Below are 17,951 nucleotides of genomic sequence, written 5' to 3'. Positions count from 1 at the left end.
GCTTAAGTCGCCACTGTGGTCCGCTTTGCCTCCTCGAATCTTCGCTCCACTCAAAAGTAGGGAGCCCACCTCAGGGAAGTCTAGGCATGAAGATATCCAGAGTTAGTGAAGCGCAGATCTGCTACTTGCCCAGGGTAGTCCATTCTTGCGAATCGCTCTGCATCTGCTGCATGGTCATCAGAACCAATGATCCAAGCATGCCTGCTTAACGCTGGGGTAGTCTTGCCCGCACCAAGGACACGATGCGATTGCACCGCTCCCCATCGAAATTGAAGGCGTCGCTGAGCGCCATATCCAGATCCTGTGAAAGCCCTTCACGAAGCATGCTTCGTGCACGGAAGAAGCGCGTGCGCACCGTGGCCTCTGGAATTTCCAGTATCTGCGACACCTCTTCCGCACTCATCTCTTCCACCCCGCGCAACATGAAAACCCTGCGGAAGTCATCGGGCAGCAGGTCGATGCGCGCCTCCATGATTCGACGCAACTCCGAACGCATGACGGTTCGATCGGGGCTGCGGTCCATATCGTCTTGCTGCCAACTGGCATCCATCTGCTGAGTCGATACCATCGCGGACTCCAGCGGCACGATCTTCAACTGACGACGTCTGATCTGTCCAAGTGCTTCGTTGACGACAATGCGTACCAGCCATGTCGACAACTTGGCATCCGCCCTGAAATTCCCCAATGCCTGCCAAGCCTGCAAATAGGCCTGCTGCACGACATCTTCGGCATCCGTGTCACTTTTCAATATGGCTCGTGCGGTGCGGAACAACAAGCGATTGTGGCGTCGCATGATGGCCTCGAAAGCCACCTCATCGCCAGCTGCGGCTCTGAAAGCGAGCTCCAGATCCGAAGCATCAGCAACCGCAGGGCTGTGGTTCGAAGGTTGAGTGTGCGGCATGTACGCCTCCTTTGACCATTGGATGGTGTATCCGCGTCCAGCGTTCCCGTGTCGATCTGATTCTCGGCCCTGCTGCCAACAGGGGCGGAACGTGGTGACGCTCCGATCCATCCAATGGATGAGTGCTTGCCCTGGCCACCGGATTTTCGGTCTCCCAAAGCTGGCCTCGTCACCTACGAAGGAGTGCATCATGTCGTTTTTGCATATCGCTCATCCACAGGAGGCGCGCCGCCTCTTTCTTGGCCAATCCGGGCTGATGCTTTCAGGTGCCGCTGTTGCGCTACTAGCCGGCCGTGAAGCGCTAGCCGCCAAAACCGGCGATGGAAAAGCCCAGGACACTCAAATCCTGAACACCGCCCTGAGTGCAGAGCTGGAGGCCATCGCTGCTTATCAGTTGGGAGCCGAAAGCAAACTGCTGCAACACTCGGTGCTGGATCTGGCCCTGACCTTCCAGGGCCATCACAAAGCGCATGCTGAACTACTTGCCAAGACGGTTGAAAAACTGGGTGGCAAGCCGGTAGTCCCCAAGACTGCTTACAACTTCCCAGCAAATCAGCTGAAATCACAGGAGGATGTGCTGCGCTTTGCGGCACGACTGGAGCAAGGGGCCGTCAGTGCTTATCTGGGAGCCGTTCCCTTGTTCGGCAATCGAGAACTATCCAAGGCTGCGGCCAGCATTCTGGGTGATGAAGCCATGCACTGGGCAGTACTGCGCCAGGCAGTAGGCGAAGCACCGGTCCCCACGGCATTCGTATCATGAACACCGAACGGTGGCTGCTGCTTGGCATGCTGTCGTTCGCTGCGACAGTGCATGCAGCACCTGACAAACTTCCTGGCGAGCAGATATACGCTCGCTGTGCGGCCTGCCATGCGCTGGCATACGACCGAGTGGGACCGCATCATTGCGGCCTGTTGGGACGGCGTGCTGGCACGGTTCCCGGCTTTGCTTACTCGGATGCGATGAAGAATTCCGGCTTTATCTGGGACGAAAAAACACTCGATCGTTTCCTGACCCAGCCCATGAAGGTGCTACCAGGCACGACAATGACGTACGCTGGAATCCCTGACTCCAAGGAGCGTAGCGACTTGATTGCCTACCTCAAGCAAGCTAATGGTTCACGAGAGTGTCATTCACTTCGAGCACTCCCGCATTGAACGCATATACCCTAGCTGCGCGTCGCAATCGGCCTGAAACAGTTCACCAAGAAAATGCTCAGGCTGACCGCTTCAGGCGGTGGATTCAATCGGCCGATGCAACACCATGCCTCGCCTCCGGCGCGAGGAGTCGGCCCCCCCGGAATACGCGTCAAGGTAGGATGTGAACGACAAATCGCCGGCTGCATGTATTTGGGTCTAGCAGTCACAGTCGAAGGCATCGCTCACCTGGAATCCATCACCCTGCCCGTCTTCCAGAGCGGACTTTTCTCATTCCAGGGGCCAATATGCCCGACGAGAGCTCTGTTTGCAGCGTTTGAGCGGCCACACAGGGCTCAGGCCGCTTCAAGGCTGACGCCTTGACGGGAACACAGCCCCATCCTCCAAGCAGCAACTATCCGCATCCACCCTAAAAATACCGCCTAGTAGTCGTGATTCCAACGCAATCCAGGCGATCCGTCATTCATCAGGCGAATTCACTGGACTCGCCATCCCGGCAGCTGTACCGTCTTCTTTAGGTTCAGAAACTTGATTGAAGGCCGCCTTCCCCATGAGCAAATCCAAAGAGTCCACAGTCCATCGCATCGTGGATGCAAAGCAGTGGGAACTCAATCGCGAAAAAGAGCGCATCACCTATCCTGCCAACCACGCCGGCCCGATTCAAATGGACTGGCGCAAGCGTGAGAACTACTCGGCCACTGACCTGAACTACCGGGGAAGAAGCAAAACCCCATAACAGCAGCTCGGTCTCCGATCTCCTGACGAACCCCGCCACTGTTGAACTGAGCGGGGTTCTGCTTTTTCGACAAGCACACGGCGACCAGCGCCAGCACCGCTGGCCCGCCAGAAGACAAGGCCTGGCTCCACCATCACCTAAACTGACCGATCTGCTGAGCCGCTGCCTGCCCAGCGGAAAGCAGGTTCGCCACTCCGACGGACAAAGCCTTTGGTGAAGCACAAAACCTGGCTGCAGAGGCCACTCAGCCTCGCAAGAGTCGTTTCTGTTGATTGATAACCCGGCACAGAAATCGATACGGAGCGCTATCCGAACCGTAGGCCGACAGAGCAAGGGCCGCCCGTGTCCATGAACGCTCAGGAGAGCAAACCGCAATTCCTTGGAGCGATGAATGCTCCACCAAGGGAATAAAACATAAAAGCCGCTACAGCTTTAACAGCTGTAGCGGCTTATGCATTCTGGTGGGTCCTGCGAGATTCGAACTCGCGACCAACGGATTAAAAGTCCGCTGCTCTACCGACTGAGCTAAAGACCCTGCCACACATCAAAAGCAGTAGTTGCCTAATCAGTGGAATGACGTTATTGTAATCTATTTTTTCCGGCTCTTTGCCTAATTCTTGAATTAGTTGGATTAGCTTGGTTTGCGAGCCAACTGATCAAGTACCCAGCCTGCTGCGCACTGACCAAAGGTAGCTGTCACAGCCACGACCGAGCCATAGCCGTGGCAGTTGAGACTGCCATCACCGCCCTCGATTGAGCAAGATGCATCAGGTGGTGCGACAGCCTCGCGGCTGAACACACAAGTCACCCCCATGCGCTTGCCATCCTTGGGAGCGCCATGCTGCTTGCGCAGCCGGTAGCGCAGCTGCGATAGAAGCGGATCATGGGTTGTCGCACTCAGGTCTGCAATGTCCACCAAGTGGGCCATGCGCTTGCCACCTGCAGCACCGACGGAGATAAAGCACTGCCTGGTTTTGCGCGCATGCGCCGCCATTTCGGCCTTGGCCTTGATCTGATCACAAGCATCTATCACCGCATCGGCATCTGCCGGCAAGAGTTGCTGCCAGTTGTCTGGGTCGACAAATTCATCGATGCAATTGACCACGCAAGCGGGATTGATCTCGGCGATGCGATCACGCATGGCTTCGATCTTGGCCTGACCGACAGTGCTGGTCAGCGCATGGATCTGGCGATTGATATTGGACTCGGCCACATGGTCCATATCGATCAGAGTCAAGCGGCTCACGCCGCTGCGCGCCAGAGCCTCGGCCGTCCATGAACCGACTCCGCCCACACCAACCACCACCACATGGGCCGCACGAATCCGGGCTGCCCCCTGCACGCCGTAGAGGCGCTCCAAACCGCCAAAGCGGCGCTGCACATCTGCTTCTTCCATAGAAAAAACAGCGCCGGATCGGGGCGCTGTTTCCGCTTGAGGCTGAGAATATTCGGCCATTACTTGAGCGTCGCCAGCTTGGACTTGGCAATCCCTGCGGCTTCCGAGTTCGGATAGGCCTGCAGCAGCTCTTCCAGGGTCTTGCGAGCTGCCTTGGTGTCCTTGAGTTCCACCAGACAGTTGGCGATGGACAGGGCCGCTTCGGGTGCACGAGCATGCATGGGCGCATTGGTCATGACCGAACGGAAATTGGCGATGGCATTCTTGTAGTCGCGCGTGGCGTACTGCGAGTTGCCCAGCCAGAAGCGCACCGACGGCGTATAGCCGCTCTTGGGCCATTGACGCAGGAAAGCGGCGAAGGCCTGACCGGCCTCGGGGAACTTGCCCGAACGGAACATGCCCAGAGCCTGCTCGAATTCCTGCTGCTCATTGCGATCGGCAGTGAACTCCACGCCGTCCACGGTGACGCTCACGGGCTCGAACTGGCGCAGCCGCTCGTCAAAGCCTTTGGCCAGATCTTTCTGGCCACGCTGCAACTCCGCGGCGTCGCGCGTCAATTGCTCGTTCTGACCTCGCAGCTTGGCCTGGTCCGACTTGAGCGACTCGATCTGCGACTGCAGATCCAGCAGGCTGCGGCGGGTCTGCTCCTGCGATTGCTGCAGGCTGTCAACGCGCTGGCGCAGTTCGATGATGGCGCGGCGCGCCTCGTCATCACCAAACAGGGCTGCATGGGCGCTGATGGCAGAGCCGGCCAGCAGGCCGGCCGCCACCATGCGAGGCAGCATTGCGTGACGGAGAGTCAACAAGGCCTGCTTCATCATTAACGGTAGTTGATTTCAACGCGACGGTTCTGGGCGTAAGCGTCTTCGCTATGACCTTCAGCAGCGGGCTTTTCCTTGCCGTAGCTCACCGCTTCAACCTGAGCGTCGTTCACGCCCAGCAGGCCCAGAGAACGGCGCACGGCTTCAGCGCGCTTTTGACCCAGGGCCAGGTTGTATTCACGGCCGCCGCGCTCGTCGGTATGGCCTTCCAGCTGCACCTTGGCAGCGGGGTTGGCCTTGATGAACTTGGCATGGGCTTCGATCTGGGGCTGTGCATCAGCCTTGACAGAGTAGCTGTCAAAGTCGAAGTAGACGATGCGGCTGACACCCTGAGGGCCTGCCTTGGAAGCGGCGGAACCGGTCAGGTCCACGCCCGACACGCCACTTTGGCCCTGGCCGCTGGTGCCAGCACCCTGGCTGGACAGCGAACCGTCAACGGGCTTGTCGTCCAGCTTGACGCCAGAGCTGCAACCTGCGACCAGCGCGGTCACAGCCAAAGCCAGGGAAAGACGTTTGATAGTCAACATGAGATTTCTCCGAACAGTCCACAACGGACTTCATCACTAGAAAGAAAGAGGGAAAGCAAACTTCAGATCAGTGTTTTTGGAACGGGCCCCAGTCGGGCTCACGTATGTCTCCACTTGCACCGGCCAGACGCGCCTTGATCTTGCCGTCCAGCGTTGTGGTCATGAGTGCTTCACGGCCGCCCTGAATGGTGGCGTAAACAATCAGACGGCTATTGGGCGCAAAACTCGGGCTTTCGTCCGCCGTGGTGTCCGTGACCGAGTTCACTGTGCCTGTCGCCAGATCCATGACCTGGAGCTTGAAACCACCGCCTACGCGGGAGATATAGGCCAGCCATTTGCCGTCGGGGCTGATGGCGGGCGAGATGTTGTAGTTGCCGGTGAAGGTCACTCGCTCGGCGCTGCCGCCCGAGGACGAGACCTTATAGACCTGAGGTGCACCGCCACGATCGCTGACGAAGTAAATGGTGCGACCGTCACTGGAGAAGCAGGGCTCGGTATCGATGCCGCTGCTTTGCATGAGACGGCGGGGCTCACCGCCCTGGGCGCTGAGCAGATACAGCTGCGAGCCGCCGTCGCGGCTCAGCGTCACGGCCAGACGGCTGCCGTCTGGCGACCAGGCGGGAGCGCTGTTGGAGCCGCGGAAGTTGGCCAGCAGACGACGATGGCCGCTGGCTACATCGTGCACATAGACCACGGGTTTGCGTGACTCGAAGGACACATAGGCCAGTTGCGTGCCGTTGGGCGCCCAGGCCGGGGAAATGATGGGCTCGGGACTGGACAGCGCGGACTGGGCATTCTCGCCGTCCGCATCGGCAATCCACAGGCGGTAATGGGCACCGGCCTTGGTCACATAGGCAATGCGGGTGGAGAAAATGCCTTTCTCGCCCGTGAGCTTTTCATAGATGTAGTCGGCAATGCGGTGGGCCACGAGGCGCAGATCGCCGGTGGTGACTGCGAAGCCCTGACCACCCAGATCCTGGCCCTTGACCACATCCCAAAGGCGGAAGCGCACATCCCAGCGGCCATCCGCCAGACGCGTGATGCTGCCGGTCGCCAGCGAATCGGCACCCTTCTGACGCCACTGGGCCACATCGGGGCGTGAGGTCTCGTCAAGCGCCAGGCCCGAGGCATCCACGCCGCGGAACTGTCCGCTGCGCTCCAGGTCGGCCTGGATGATGGCGGAAATCTTCTGTGGGGCCGAGCCTTCTCCCTTGAACTGGGCAATTGCGATCGGCAACTGTGTCAGGCCCACGCCTGTTACCTCAACCCTGAACTGGGCCAGTGCCGGAAGGGCCGGCGTGGCGGCTAACGTTGCCAGCATGGCTCTGCGGGAAGCGCGCGGCCCTGCCGCCCAGGTTGTCAGGGATGGAAGTCGGTCAATAGTCATTGGCAGCCATCAAAATTTCCGGAATTGCCCGGTACAAACACAAGCGCGAATGTTACACACACTGACGGATTCCTGATGTAAGAACGTGCTCAGTAGGGTGATCAAACGCAAGTGCCACAAAACTTTCAGATCGGGAGCATGCCAGAGTCTGCATGAGCGCAGAGGCAATCCCCTCGCCGATTCTGCCGCAGGCTTGCGCTTTATATTCAAACAGGCATAGTTGGTTACAACTTCATCCAGAATTTCATCTATTGAGATCCGTGCGGACTCCAAAAGCACAAGCCCTAAAATCACGCGCTTATGCAAGCCACACCGTCCCCATCGCCGAGCGAGACCGCCAAGGCCGTCCCTGCCCCAGCTCCCGCCCAAGCAGCCCCCGTCAATCCATCCGAGCTGCCGCTGATGCAGCGCCTCAAGCGCCTGACGCCTTATTTCTCGGGCCAGCGCTGGGCCTGGGGTCTGGCCATCCTGGCCACGCTGGTGGGGGCAGCCACCGAGCCCGCCATGCCGGCACTGCTCAAGCCTTTGCTCGACAGCGGCTTTACGGCTGGCTCGCTTGCGCTGTGGACGGTGCCGGTGTTTCTGATCGGCCTGTTCGTCATTCGCGGCCTGGCCCAGTTCACGGGACAGTACGCGCTGGCACGCATCACCAATGACGGCATGCTGGGTCTGCGCCAGAAGCTGTTCGAGCGCCTGCTGGCCGCCGACATGAGCCTGTTTTCCAGGCAATCGGCATCGGCGCTGTCCAACACCATCGTCTACGAGGTGCAGACCGGTGCCCAGCAGCTGGTGCAGGCCATGATGAGCATCTCCCGCGACGGCTTCACGCTGATCGCCCTGCTCGGCTACCTGATCTATCTGAACTGGCAGCTCACGCTGATCGTGGCCTTCATGGTGCCGGGCGTGGCCTGGGTCATGAAGACGCTGTCGCGCCGCCTCTACCGCATCACCAAGTCCAGCCAGACGGCCACCGACGAGCTGGCCTATGTGGTGGAGGAGAACGTGCTGGCCCACCGCATGGTGCGCCTGCATGGTGCCCAGGCTTCGCAGCAGTCGCGCTTTGGCGAGTTGAGCCGTCAGCTGCGCGGCCTGAACACCAAGGCCACCATTGCCTCGGCCGCCATGACGCCGCTGACCCAGGTGCTGGCGGCGATTGCGCTGTCGGTGATTCTCTGCATCGCCCTGTGGCAAAGCCGCGAAGGCGCCGCCGCCATCGGCTCGGCCAGCGTGCAGGATGTGACCGTGGGCGGCTTTGCCGCATTCATCTCGGCCATGCTGATGCTGATTGCGCCCATTCGCCGCATGGCCGATGTGGCCAACCCCATCACGCGCGGCGTGGCCGCACTGGAGCGTGGCCTGGCCCTGCTCGAAGGCTCCACCGACGAGCAAGGCGGCAGTTTCAAGCCCTCCGCCAAGGTCAGCGGCGCGCTGCAGCTGAGCGATGTGAGCGTGCAGTTCGGCGCGGACAAGGCTCCGGCCCTCTCGCACCTGAGCCTGAACGTCAGGGCCGGCGAAGTGGTGGCCCTGGTCGGGCCGTCCGGTGCCGGCAAGACCACGCTGGTCAATCTGCTGCCCCGCTTTTTCTCGCCCACCAGCGGCCAGATCACTCTGGAAGGCGTGCCCGTGGCCGACTGGGACCTGAACACGCTGCGCCAGCAGTTCGCCATGGTCAGCCAGGACGTGGTCATGCTCAACGACAGCGTCGCGGCCAATGTGGCGCTGGGCAAGGATATTGACGAGGCCCGCGTCTGGTCCGCGCTGGAGGCGGCCAATCTGGGCGACTTCGTGCGCAATCTGCCTCAGGGCCTGCACACCCTGGTGGGCCACAATGCCAGCCAGCTCTCGGGCGGTCAGCGCCAGCGCCTGGCCATTGCGCGCGCGCTCTACAAGGATGCGCCCATCCTGATTCTGGACGAAGCCACCTCGGCGCTGGACAACGAGTCCGAGCGCCTGGTCCAGCAAGCCCTGAACCGGCTGATGCAGGGACGCACCACGCTGGTGATCGCCCACCGCCTGTCCACCATCGAGCATGCGGACCGCGTGGTGGTCATGGAGCGCGGCCAGATTGCCGAGCAGGGCTCGCATGCACAGCTGATGGAGCTGGGCGGCCTCTACGCCCGCCTGCACAACCAGGTGCGCAGCTCGACCCCTGGCGAGCCTCAAATTTAAGAGCTGCTACCGCATATAAATAAAGGACTTCAGAGTCAAACAACTCTGAAGTCCTTTTTCATTGGACGCTAGCAGCTATCAAAATAACTAGACCGGTACTGAACCCGTCCGCTACCAGCTCCCTCGGGGAGGCTGAGTACGGCGCTCATGCTGCAGCGCCTTGCCCAGCAGATCGACCATGTACTGCCGGTCCGCGAGTCTGGCGAAGTCCGCTGCCGTCATGTTGCGCTGGTTGCGCAGCGTGATGTCCGCGCCCTCCTCCAGCAGCAGCCTGACCACGGCTTCGCTGCTGTACTGGGCGGCCAGCATCAGCGGCGTGCTGCCGTTCGGCGATGCGGCATCGATATAGGCGCTTTCCTCCAGCAGCAGCTTGACGATGTCCAGCGTCTGCGGCGTATCGGCAGAGGCCGCGTAATGCAGCGGCGCCCAGCCCTCTCGATTCACATCGGCACCGCGCTTGATCAGCTCGCGCACGATGTCAAGGTGGCCCTTGATGCAGGCCATCATCAGCGGCGTCTCGTTCTGGCGCGAAGCCAGATTGACATCGATGCGCGGCGCCTTGAGCAGCACGTCGAAGACCTTGAGCGAGTCCTGATGCAAAGCCGCCACCAACCCCGGCCGCCCCCGCGAATCCAGGGTGTTGGCGTTGAAGCCGCGAAAGATCAGATTCACCATGGCACTGGAGTTGTCGCTGACCAGCGCCCGCGAATAGTCCTCGTAATCATTGGCTCGTGCCAGTCCTGGCAGGCCTGCCACCCCGACGACAGCAGCACCGGCCCAGCGCAGGCTCTGGCGGCGGTTCAATGACGATGCAATCGATGGGGCAGCAAAAAGACTCATGCACTCGCTCCAGAGTTCGCTGACAAGGTCACGCCCTTGAACAGGCGGTCAAAGTTGGCACTGGTGGCGGCAGCCACCTCCTCGATGGAAATGCCGCGCACCTCGGCAATCTGCTTGGCTACAAAGGGCACGTAGGAAGGATTATTGGTCTTGCCGCGGTAGGGCACGGGTGCTAGATAAGGGCTGTCGGTTTCTATCAACAGCCTGTCCAGCGGCACAAAAGCCGCCACGTCGCGCAGATGCTGGGCATTCTTGAAGGTCACGATGCCCGACAGGGAGATGTAGTAACCCATGTCCAGACCGGCACGGGCCACTTCGGCCGTTTCGGTGAAACAGTGAAAGACACCGCCGGCCTGGGTGGCGGAATCGGCCTCGCCGCACTCGCGCAAAATGCCCAGGGTGTCATCGGAGCTGCTGCGGGTGTGGATGACCAGCGGCTTTTGCGTGATCTGCGCAGCCCTGATATGCGTGCGAAAACGCTCGCGCTGCCATTCCAGATCGGCAATCGTGCGACCGCCCTTGCGGTCTTCCATGCCGTAGTAATCGAGACCGGTCTCGCCGATGGCCACCACGCGCGGCAGCGCGGCGCGCTCCACCAGGTCCTGCACGCTGGGCTCGGTCATATCCTCGGTATCGGGGTGCACGCCCACGGTGGCCCAGAAATTGTCGTAGTCCAGCGCCAGCTGGTGCACTTCGGGAAACTCTTCCATCGTCGTGCTGATGCACAGCGCGCGCGTGACCTTGGCAGCGGCCATGGCTTCGCGGATCTGCGCAATATTGGCGCTCAGCTCGGGGAAATTCAGGTGGCAGTGGGAATCGGTAAACATAGAAATTGGACCTCCCCTGAGCGGCTGCGCCGCTTCCCCCAGGGGTCGACGCCATCGCTGCGAGACGGCTCTTGCTCGGCGTCTCTGATGTGGGAGCGCGCCAGTGTTAAAAATCAGATTGTCTGAGTGGGCTTCTCGGAGCTCAGGGCCGTGCCCAGAATCTGCTCGATCTTGGCCTTGAGCTCGGCGGACTTGGCATCCTTGGGAAACTGGATGCCCACGCCCTGGGTGCGATTGCCGGAAGCACGCTCGGGCGTCACCCAGGCCACACGGCCCGCGACCGGGTAGCGCTGCGGATCGTCGGGCAGGGTCAGCAGCACATAGACATCATCGCCCAATCGGTAGTCACGCTGCGTGGGCACAAAAATCCCCCCTTCGGCGAACAACGGAATATAGGCGGCATACAGCGCCGCCTTCTCCTTGATCGCCAGCTGCATCACGCTGGGACGAGGGGTGGTAGTTGCGTTCATAGTGGATAGCAGAATTCTTGTGGCAGCCGGGCGGCTGTACTCGCGAGGTTAACACCCGGAAAAATTTTGACCAAACCCTTGCCTCATGACCTAGCGCACGGCTCTGGCGGCTTTGCCCGAGATCAGCACCGCCCGCGCCCTGGAAGCCAGGGCCTCCATCATCAACCCGGCATTGAAGGGGTGATCGGCCGTGCGCGCCGCCTGCACCAGCTCGCGCGACCATTCGGCCAGCAGCGCCATGGGCAGCGGCTTGCCCGGCAGATCGGCAGGCGAGAAATACCGGGGCTCGCCGCCGCCGGCCAGAGCCATCAGGTCGTGGCAGATTTTCTGCAGCGCCTGCACGGCATCCACGGGAGCAAAAGCCGCCAGCGCAGCCACATCTCCCTTGGCCAGCTGCCTTGGCAGTTGCGCCCAGGCGGCGGCCTTGCCCGCGTCCGCCGCCATGCGCAGCGCATCGCCGGGTCGGCCGCCGGCAGCCTGCAAGGCCGCTGCAGCATCCGGCTCGTTCAAACCCTGCGCCTGCAGCCACTGCGCGGCCTCGGCCGCTGCGGGCCAGGTCATGGTGTGCGTCAGGCAGCGGCTGCGAATGGTGGGCAGCAGCTGGTGCGCTGCCTCGCTGGCCAGCACGAAGCGGGTGTCTCCGGGCGGCTCCTCCAGCGTCTTGAGCAAGGCGTTGGCGGTAATCGCATTCATTTGCTCGGCCGGGTAGACCAGCACGGCCTTGCCGCGTCCGCGCGCGCTGGTGCGCTGGCAGAACTCCACGGCATCGCGCATGGCTTCCACGCGGATTTCCTTGCTGGGCTTGCGCTTTTTGTCGTCGATGTCGGCCTGGGCTTTTTCCGGCAGCGGCCAGCCCAGCTCCATCATCTGCACCTCGGGCATGAGCACGCACAGATCGGCATGGGCACGCACCTCAATGGCATGGCAGCTGGCGCAGTGGCCGCAAGCGCCTTGCGCAGACGGCTGCTCGCAAAGCCAGGCGCGCACCAGCGACAGTCCCAGTGCGTACTGGCCCAGACCCGAAGGCCCTTGCAGCAGCCAGGCATGACCACGCTGGGCCAGCAGGCGGCCACGCTGCTCGGCGATCCAGGGCGCTTCGAGATCGGATGCACTCATGGCTTGCTGCCCACCATGATGGCCAGCCAGCCCTTGCGCACCACGGCCTGGGTGATCTGCTGCCACACGGCGTGGCGGCTGGCATGGGCGTCGATACGCACAAAGCGCTGAGGCGCAGTCCGGGCTCGCTCCGCATAGCCTTGGGCCACGCGGGCAAAGAACTCGCCGGGCTGGGCTTCAAAGCGGTCGGGAACACGGGCCGTGGCCAGGCGCTCGGCAGCCACTTCGGCGGGCAGGTCAAACCACAGCGTCATGTCGGGCTCGCGCATGAAATCCGGGGCCTGCCCTGCCTGCAGCGCCGTGCCGGTCTGCGCCATGCGCTCCAGAGCCGACAACTGCTCCAAGCTGAAGCCGCGGCCCGCGCCCTGGTAGGCGAAAGTGGCATCGGTGAAGCGGTCGCTGATGACCACCTCGCCACGCGCCAGCGCCGGCTCTATGACCTGCACCAGATGGTCGCGCCGGGCCGCGAAGGCGATCAGCGCCTCGGTCAGCGGGTCCATGGCGTCATGCAGCATCAGGGCGCGCAGCTTTTCGGCCAGTGGCGTGCCTCCGGGCTCGCGCGTGAGCGTGACCACCCGGCCCTGATCGCGAAAAGCCTGGGCCAGTGCCTCGATGTGCGAGGACTTGCCCGCGCCATCGATGCCCTCAAAACTGATGAACAGACCCTTGGATAAAGCTGTACTCACTGATATTTCCTCTAGTGCGGCGCATGGCGGCACCAGTTGTTTGATTCGACACAGGGCTCAGACCACGGCCTGCCGCCCTCAAGGATTGCTTATTGACCGCGTTGGTAGCGGTTGACGGCCCTATTGTGCTCGTCCAGCGAGGCGCTGAAATGGCTGGTGCCATCACCCTTGGCCACGAAATACAGGGCCTTGGTCTGATCGGGCTGCACGGCCGCCATCAGCGCAGCCTTGCCGGGCATGGCGATCGGCGTGACGGGCAGACCCGCACGGGTATAGGTGTTCCAGGGCGTGTCCTCCAGCAGATCACGCTTGCGCAGATTGCCGTCAAAGCTGGCCCCCACGCCATAGATGACCGAAGGATCGGTCTGCAGACGCATGCCTATGCGCAGGCGGTTGGAGAAAACGCCGGCAATCTGCGCGCGGTCTGCGGCGCGGCCGGTTTCCTTTTCCACGATGCTGGCCAGGATCAGGGCCTCATCGGCGGATTTGAGCGGGGTATTGGCCGCCCGCATGGCCCAGGCATCGGCCAGACGACGATCCATGGCATGCAGCGCACGGCGCAGCACAGCCATGTCCGAGCTGCCCTTGGCGTAGGTATAGGTATCGGGGAAGAAGCGGCCTTCGGGCGGCACGCCCGCGCGCTCCAGTGCTGTCATCACGGCCTCGTCGCTGAGCCCTGCGCTGTCCTGCTTGAGGAATTCCTCACGCGCCAGCGCCGCACGCACCTGGCGCCAGTTCCAGCCTTCGACAAGCGTCAGCGCACGCAGGCTTTCCTCGCCGCGCGCCAGCTTTTGCAGCAGCACATAGGGCGTGAGACCCGTGCTCAGTTCGTAGTTGCCGGCCTTGATGGCGCGGTCCTTGCCCGAGAGGCGAAACCACGCATAGAGCAGGCGCGCATCGGTTTGCACTCCGGCCTTGACCACGTTCTGCGCCACGCCACGCGGCGTGGTGCCGGGCTCTATCTCCAGCTCCAGACTGGGCTCGGACAACTGCAGCGGCTGGTTCAGCCACCACCAGGCGCCTCCCGCCGCGAGGGCAGCCAGAAGCAGCAAAAATATCAGTGCTCGAATAAGGGCACGCACAAGCTAGATCCATCAGTACACAGAGCGACGATCATAATTCAGCCATGACCCAGCCCAAGACGCTGCCCCTGAACGGCATTACCCCCATTTCCCACCTTGGTGTCATCCGCGCCGTTGGCGCCGACGCAGCCAGCTTTCTCCACGGCCAGTTGAGCAACGATTTCGCGCTGCTCAAGTTCGATCAGGCCCGCCTTGCGGCTTTTTGCACGGCCAAGGGCCGCATGCTGGCCAGCTTCATCGGCTTCAGGCTCAGCGCCGACGAAATCGTGCTGATCTGTGACCGCAGCCTGCTGGCCCCCACGCTCAAGCGCCTGTCCATGTTTGTGCTGCGCGCCCAGTGCAAGCTCAGCGATGCGACGGCTGACTTCGCCCTCTACGGCCTGGCCGGCCAGGCCGCCGAGCAGCTTGCCGGCAAGAATGCGGCCGCCTGGGCGCTCAAGCAGCAAGGCGATGCCCATGTGATCGCGCTCTACCCCGCTGCAGGCAACCAGCGTGCGCTGTGGGTAGGCCCTGCGGGTCAGGCCCCCGAAGGGCAGTTGCTGAGCGAAGACCTCTGGCAATGGTCCGACGTCCAGAGCGGCGTGGCCACGCTATCGGCTCCCGTGGTCGATGCCTTCGTGCCCCAGATGCTGAACTACGAATCCCTGGGCGGCGTCAACTTCAAGAAGGGCTGCTACCCCGGCCAGGAAGTGGTGGCTCGCAGCCAGTTCCGCGGCACGCTCAAGCGCCGCGCCTATCTGGTTCATGCCGAGCAGGCTCTGAGCGTCGGCCAGGAAGTCTTCAGCGCCGAAGACCTCGAGCAGGCAACCGGCACCGTGGTGCAGGCAGCAGCAGCTGTGCAAGGCGGCTGGGATGCCATCGTCTCGATGCAGATTGCCTCTTCCACCCGCGACGATCTGTTTGCCCATGCAGCGCTGGCCGAAGGCCAGAGCGCCGATGCGGGCAAGGGAATCGCGCTGCAGACCCAGCCCCTGCCCTACGAGCTGCTGGCGGATATCTGAACGTCTCGGGCCGGCACTGCCGCAGGCCTGGCAGTGCGGGCCCGGCCACCGCTAAACTTTACTTGCACCCGGGTCATTATCTTTTCCTCAAAAAGATAGCAGACCCCGAAAGCTGGCTCTGCGTTCGCATTGATTACTCTCACTTGCTGGACGACAACGTCCTGCCGGATGGCAGTGGTCTGCGACGCCTCAACGGCCAGACTTTGCTGGAGCCCGCAGCGCAGCTCCAGCGACCGCCTCCACCCGCAACATTGCCAGCACCAGCGCCGTGCAGCTGGCCCGGCAGACCGTGGCGCCGACGGCTACAACGTCAGCGCCTCGGTGTGGACCGCTTTGGCGTGCTGCTGGCCATGGTGCGTGCCGGTGGGGCCGGTCCTCACACCGCTGAAGCCTCGCACGCCAAGACCTTCACCTCTACCCCACCAGCGGCCTCGCCAAAGCCATTCAGTCCAATCCCGATGCGGCCGGCATGGCGAATATCCCCGGCTTCCTGGTACTGGACGGCGGCGTGCCCCTGAAGATCGGCAATGAAGCCATTGATGCCATTAGTGCCATTGGCGTGGCCGGTGCGCCTGGCGGCCATCTGGACGAAGCCTGCGCCCAGAAGGCCATCACCGCGCTGAAGGATCAGCTGCAGTAAAGCTGCCGGCACGCAGGCTAGAAAGAACAGGCTTCGAGCCTGCGTGCGGCAAGGCCTGCGAAGCAGGCCGCCGCAGAGCGCTCTCGCCAGCGGGTGGCCCCCACCTTCAGCCGCCCGCTCACCTCTGTCCCGGACCTCGGCCGAACGGAATCAGAAGACCCCGTAGCGATAAGCCACATAGGCGGCCACCGCCACCCCGATCAGGCTGAGGACGGTCATGATTCTTGCCATGGTTGCTCCTTCACATCAAGCATCAAATCAGGCTTGAACGCTTACATATAAAGCGTAATAAGCTATCAAAAAAGATGTATCAAAGCACTTTGCACATCGTGATGTGGGGAATGCCGGCCTCCTCATAAGGCTCGCCTACCGGCGTAAAGCCTACGCGCAGATAGAAGGCTTCAGCATGGCGCTGCGCGTGCAGCACGATTTCCTTGTCACCGCGATCGCGCGCCGCATCCATCAGGCTCTCTAGCACCATGCGCCCCCAGCGGCCGCCGCGCACGCTGCGATCCACGGCCATGCGGCCGATACGCCCCACGCCCGGCGCATCGCTGACCAGCCGGCCCGTGGCCACGGGCTGGTTCAAGCCGTTGAACAAGACCACATGACGCGCCACAGGGTCGAGCTCATCGATCTCGATCTCGCGCGGCACGCCCTGCTCGCGCACAAACACGGCCAGGCGCAAGCGCTCGGCATCGCGCCCCAGATCGTTCCAGCTACCCGAGCGCAGCGTGACGACCTCCTGCCCTGCTTCATAGGCCGTGAGCAGATCCCGCATGGCCTGGGGTACGGGCCTGGGGGTCTGCGTCGCCGCGTCGGCAAACACATAGACCAGCTCCACGGTGTTGAGCAGCTCCATGCCCCGGAAGATGCCTGCCTCGAACTGCAGCGAGGTATTGCCTTGTTTGACGCAGCGGATGCCGACATCCAGCACATCGCCCAAAGTGGCCGATCCGTGATAGACCGTGCTGGCCTTTTTCACAAACAGCTCGCCGCCCAGCGATGCAAAGCCTGCCTCGTAAGGAATGGCCAGCTGGCGCCAGTAGTTGGTGATGGCCACATCGGCATACATCAGATAGTGGGCATTGAAGACGATCTTCTGCGCGTCCACTTCGGCCCAGCGCACCTCGATACGGGTAAAGCTGCGAAAGTCCTGTCGATTCATGGTTCTCACTCTGGTTTCAATTCAATCCAAACGCGCCGCGCAAGGCCTGCGCCATGTCCCGGTGCGCCTGACGCGCCTCGGCAATCACGCGGCCCATCTTGACGAACTCATGGGTCACGCCCTTGTAGATTTCCAGATCCACAGGCACGCCTGCCATGCGCAACTTGTCAGCATATTCCACGCCCTCGTCCACAAGGGGATCGCACTCTGCCAGGCCGATCCAGGCAGGTGCGACATCGTCGACATCGGGAGCCAGCAAAGGAGCGAAGCGCCAATCCTCGCGATCCTGGCCTCTGGCGATATATTGCGCAAAAAACCAGGTGATGGAAGCTTCTTCAAGAACCAGTCCATGGGCAAAGCGGCGATGGGAGTCGGTATCCTGGTGCGCCGTGGTGCCCGGGTAGATCAGCAGCTGCAAGGCCAGCTTGAGGCCGGCGTTGCGCGCTTCGATCGCACAGGCTGCCGCCAGCGTACCGCCGGCGCTGTCGCCACCGACAGCCATGCGGCTGCCATCCGCCCCCAGGCTCGCCGCATGGGCCGTCAGCCACTGCAGCGCATCCCAGGCGTCATCATGTGCAACGGGGAACTGGAACTGCGGCGCCAGGCGGTAGTCCAGCGACACAACCATACAACCCGCCAGGTGTGCGAGCTGGCGGCAAAGCTGGTCATGCGTGGCCACGCTGCCTACCGTAAAGCCGCCACCATGCAGATACAGCAGCGCAGGCAAGCCCGCAGCGGGGGCTTCATCGCGGGTCACAGATGCATAGAGGCGGGCCGGCAGATTCGCTCCGTCGCGTGCGGGAATCTGCAGGTCCTCCACACGGGGCAAGGCCTGCTTGGGGATTTCAAGCACGCCGGCGCCAGCTTCATAAGCCGCCTTGGCAGCTTCGGCACCGAGCTCGTGCATGGGAGTGCGCGCGGCCCGCTCCATGCGACGCAGCACATCGCGCATGGATGGTGTCAGACTGGCTGGCAAAGCCGCAGAGGAATCGGACATGATCACGACGATTAAAAAACACAGGCTGGCAT

18 protein-coding genes, 1 tRNA gene and 1 pseudogene are annotated in these 17,951 nt (G+C 62.2%); 6 read left to right on the top strand and 14 right to left on the bottom strand.

Translation table 11 applies throughout. The annotated features are described in order from the left end of the window. Positions 1 to 205: 205 nt before the first annotated feature. Positions 206 to 901 carry an RNA polymerase sigma factor gene (locus JAO85_RS00170; protein ID WP_202787203.1) on the bottom strand — a complete coding sequence of 232 codons (696 nt, stop codon included), beginning with the start codon at positions 899 to 901 and terminating at the stop codon, positions 206 to 208. A gap of 190 nt (positions 902 to 1,091) precedes the next feature. Between JAO85_RS00170 and JAO85_RS00165 the strand changes: the two genes are divergently transcribed. The 3 genes from JAO85_RS00165 (at position 1,092) to JAO85_RS00155 (ending at position 2,792) form a co-directional block, all read left to right on the top strand. Next, a complete protein-coding gene (locus JAO85_RS00165) occupies positions 1,092 to 1,661 on the top strand; it encodes a ferritin-like domain-containing protein (protein WP_012837780.1) in 570 nt (189 codons plus the stop codon). Beyond that, positions 1,658 to 2,056 carry a cytochrome c family protein gene (locus JAO85_RS00160; protein WP_202787202.1) on the top strand — a complete coding sequence of 133 codons (399 nt, stop codon included), beginning with the start codon at positions 1,658 to 1,660 and terminating at the stop codon, positions 2,054 to 2,056. The genes JAO85_RS00165 and JAO85_RS00160 overlap by 4 nt, the downstream gene beginning before the upstream one ends. Positions 2,057 to 2,606: 550 nt before the next feature. Then, positions 2,607 to 2,792 (top strand): hypothetical protein, encoded by a 186-nt coding sequence (locus JAO85_RS00155; protein WP_003070780.1) that lies wholly within the window; start codon positions 2,607 to 2,609, stop codon positions 2,790 to 2,792. A gap of 459 nt (positions 2,793 to 3,251) precedes the next feature. Here JAO85_RS00155 and JAO85_RS00150 read toward each other — a convergent pair. The 5 genes from JAO85_RS00150 to tolB form a co-directional block, all read right to left on the bottom strand. After that, positions 3,252 to 3,327: transfer RNA gene (locus JAO85_RS00150), tRNA-Lys, on the bottom strand. A gap of 96 nt (positions 3,328 to 3,423) precedes the next feature. Then, positions 3,424 to 4,248 (bottom strand): ThiF family adenylyltransferase, encoded by an 825-nt coding sequence (locus tag JAO85_RS00145; RefSeq protein WP_039051128.1) that lies wholly within the window; start codon positions 4,246 to 4,248, stop codon positions 3,424 to 3,426. Beyond that, positions 4,248 to 5,009, bottom strand: a complete 762-nt coding sequence (ybgF, locus tag JAO85_RS00140) for a tol-pal system protein YbgF (RefSeq protein WP_202787201.1) — start codon at positions 5,007 to 5,009, stop codon at positions 4,248 to 4,250. The genes JAO85_RS00145 and ybgF overlap by 1 nt, the downstream gene beginning before the upstream one ends. Beyond that, positions 5,009 to 5,536, bottom strand: a complete 528-nt coding sequence (gene pal, locus JAO85_RS00135) for a peptidoglycan-associated lipoprotein Pal (protein WP_003061517.1) — start codon at positions 5,534 to 5,536, stop codon at positions 5,009 to 5,011. The genes ybgF and pal overlap by 1 nt, the downstream gene beginning before the upstream one ends. Positions 5,537 to 5,603: 67 nt before the next feature. Then, on the bottom strand, positions 5,604 to 6,923 hold the full coding sequence (tolB, locus tag JAO85_RS00130) for a Tol-Pal system beta propeller repeat protein TolB (protein ID WP_034361226.1): 1,320 nt from the start codon (positions 6,921 to 6,923) through the stop codon (positions 5,604 to 5,606). A gap of 300 nt (positions 6,924 to 7,223) precedes the next feature. Between tolB and msbA the strand changes: the two genes are divergently transcribed. Continuing rightward, complete coding sequence (gene msbA, locus JAO85_RS00125; RefSeq protein WP_202787200.1) at positions 7,224 to 9,092, top strand: lipid A export permease/ATP-binding protein MsbA; 1,869 nt, start codon at positions 7,224 to 7,226, stop codon at positions 9,090 to 9,092. Between the two features lie 111 nt (positions 9,093 to 9,203). On the opposite strand, the gene JAO85_RS00120 is transcribed toward msbA, so the two are convergent. The 6 genes from JAO85_RS00120 to mltG all read right to left on the bottom strand — a co-directional run bounded on the left by JAO85_RS00120 (position 9,204) and on the right by mltG (position 14,113). Beyond that, positions 9,204 to 9,932 carry an ankyrin repeat domain-containing protein gene (locus tag JAO85_RS00120; RefSeq protein WP_202787199.1) on the bottom strand — a complete coding sequence of 243 codons (729 nt, stop codon included), beginning with the start codon at positions 9,930 to 9,932 and terminating at the stop codon, positions 9,204 to 9,206. Beyond that, positions 9,929 to 10,759, bottom strand: coding sequence for a TatD family hydrolase (locus JAO85_RS00115; RefSeq protein ID WP_003061510.1), 831 nt, complete (start codon positions 10,757 to 10,759; stop codon positions 9,929 to 9,931). The genes JAO85_RS00120 and JAO85_RS00115 overlap by 4 nt, the downstream gene beginning before the upstream one ends. Positions 10,760 to 10,872: 113 nt before the next feature. Next, positions 10,873 to 11,196 (bottom strand): PilZ domain-containing protein, encoded by a 324-nt coding sequence (locus JAO85_RS00110; RefSeq protein WP_012837773.1) that lies wholly within the window; start codon positions 11,194 to 11,196, stop codon positions 10,873 to 10,875. Positions 11,197 to 11,319: 123 nt separating this feature from the next. Beyond that, positions 11,320 to 12,345 (bottom strand): DNA polymerase III subunit delta', encoded by a 1,026-nt coding sequence (locus JAO85_RS00105; RefSeq protein ID WP_202787198.1) that lies wholly within the window; start codon positions 12,343 to 12,345, stop codon positions 11,320 to 11,322. After that, a complete protein-coding gene (gene tmk / locus JAO85_RS00100; RefSeq protein ID WP_039051133.1) occupies positions 12,342 to 13,031 on the bottom strand; it encodes a dTMP kinase in 690 nt (229 codons plus the stop codon). The genes JAO85_RS00105 and tmk overlap by 4 nt, the downstream gene beginning before the upstream one ends. A gap of 89 nt (positions 13,032 to 13,120) precedes the next feature. Then, positions 13,121 to 14,113 carry an endolytic transglycosylase MltG gene (gene mltG, locus JAO85_RS00095; protein WP_012837770.1) on the bottom strand — a complete coding sequence of 331 codons (993 nt, stop codon included), beginning with the start codon at positions 14,111 to 14,113 and terminating at the stop codon, positions 13,121 to 13,123. Between the two features lie 44 nt (positions 14,114 to 14,157). On the opposite strand from mltG, the gene JAO85_RS00090 reads away from it, so the two are divergent. Together JAO85_RS00090 and JAO85_RS25575 are read left to right on the top strand one after the other, a co-directional pair. Beyond that, positions 14,158 to 15,114 (top strand): folate-binding protein YgfZ, encoded by a 957-nt coding sequence (locus JAO85_RS00090; RefSeq protein WP_202787197.1) that lies wholly within the window; start codon positions 14,158 to 14,160, stop codon positions 15,112 to 15,114. A 430-nt stretch (positions 15,115 to 15,544) separates the two neighbouring features. Then, positions 15,545 to 15,754: pseudogene (locus tag JAO85_RS25575) on the top strand (heme-binding protein); the annotation flags it as partial. A gap of 310 nt (positions 15,755 to 16,064) precedes the next feature. Here JAO85_RS25575 and JAO85_RS00080 read toward each other — a convergent pair. Together JAO85_RS00080 and JAO85_RS00075 are read right to left on the bottom strand one after the other, a co-directional pair. Next, positions 16,065 to 16,922, bottom strand: coding sequence for a GNAT family N-acetyltransferase (locus JAO85_RS00080; protein ID WP_202787196.1), 858 nt, complete (start codon positions 16,920 to 16,922; stop codon positions 16,065 to 16,067). 16 nt (positions 16,923 to 16,938) lie between these two features. Beyond that, positions 16,939 to 17,919, bottom strand: coding sequence for an alpha/beta hydrolase (locus JAO85_RS00075; RefSeq protein WP_202787492.1), 981 nt, complete (start codon positions 17,917 to 17,919; stop codon positions 16,939 to 16,941). Positions 17,920 to 17,951 lie beyond the last annotated feature (32 nt).

This window comes from Comamonas sp. NyZ500 (assembly GCF_016772095.1).
Classification (GTDB): domain Bacteria; phylum Pseudomonadota; class Gammaproteobacteria; order Burkholderiales; family Burkholderiaceae_C; genus Comamonas; species Comamonas thiooxydans.
This window is presented reverse-complemented; position numbering and strand designations above follow the sequence as displayed.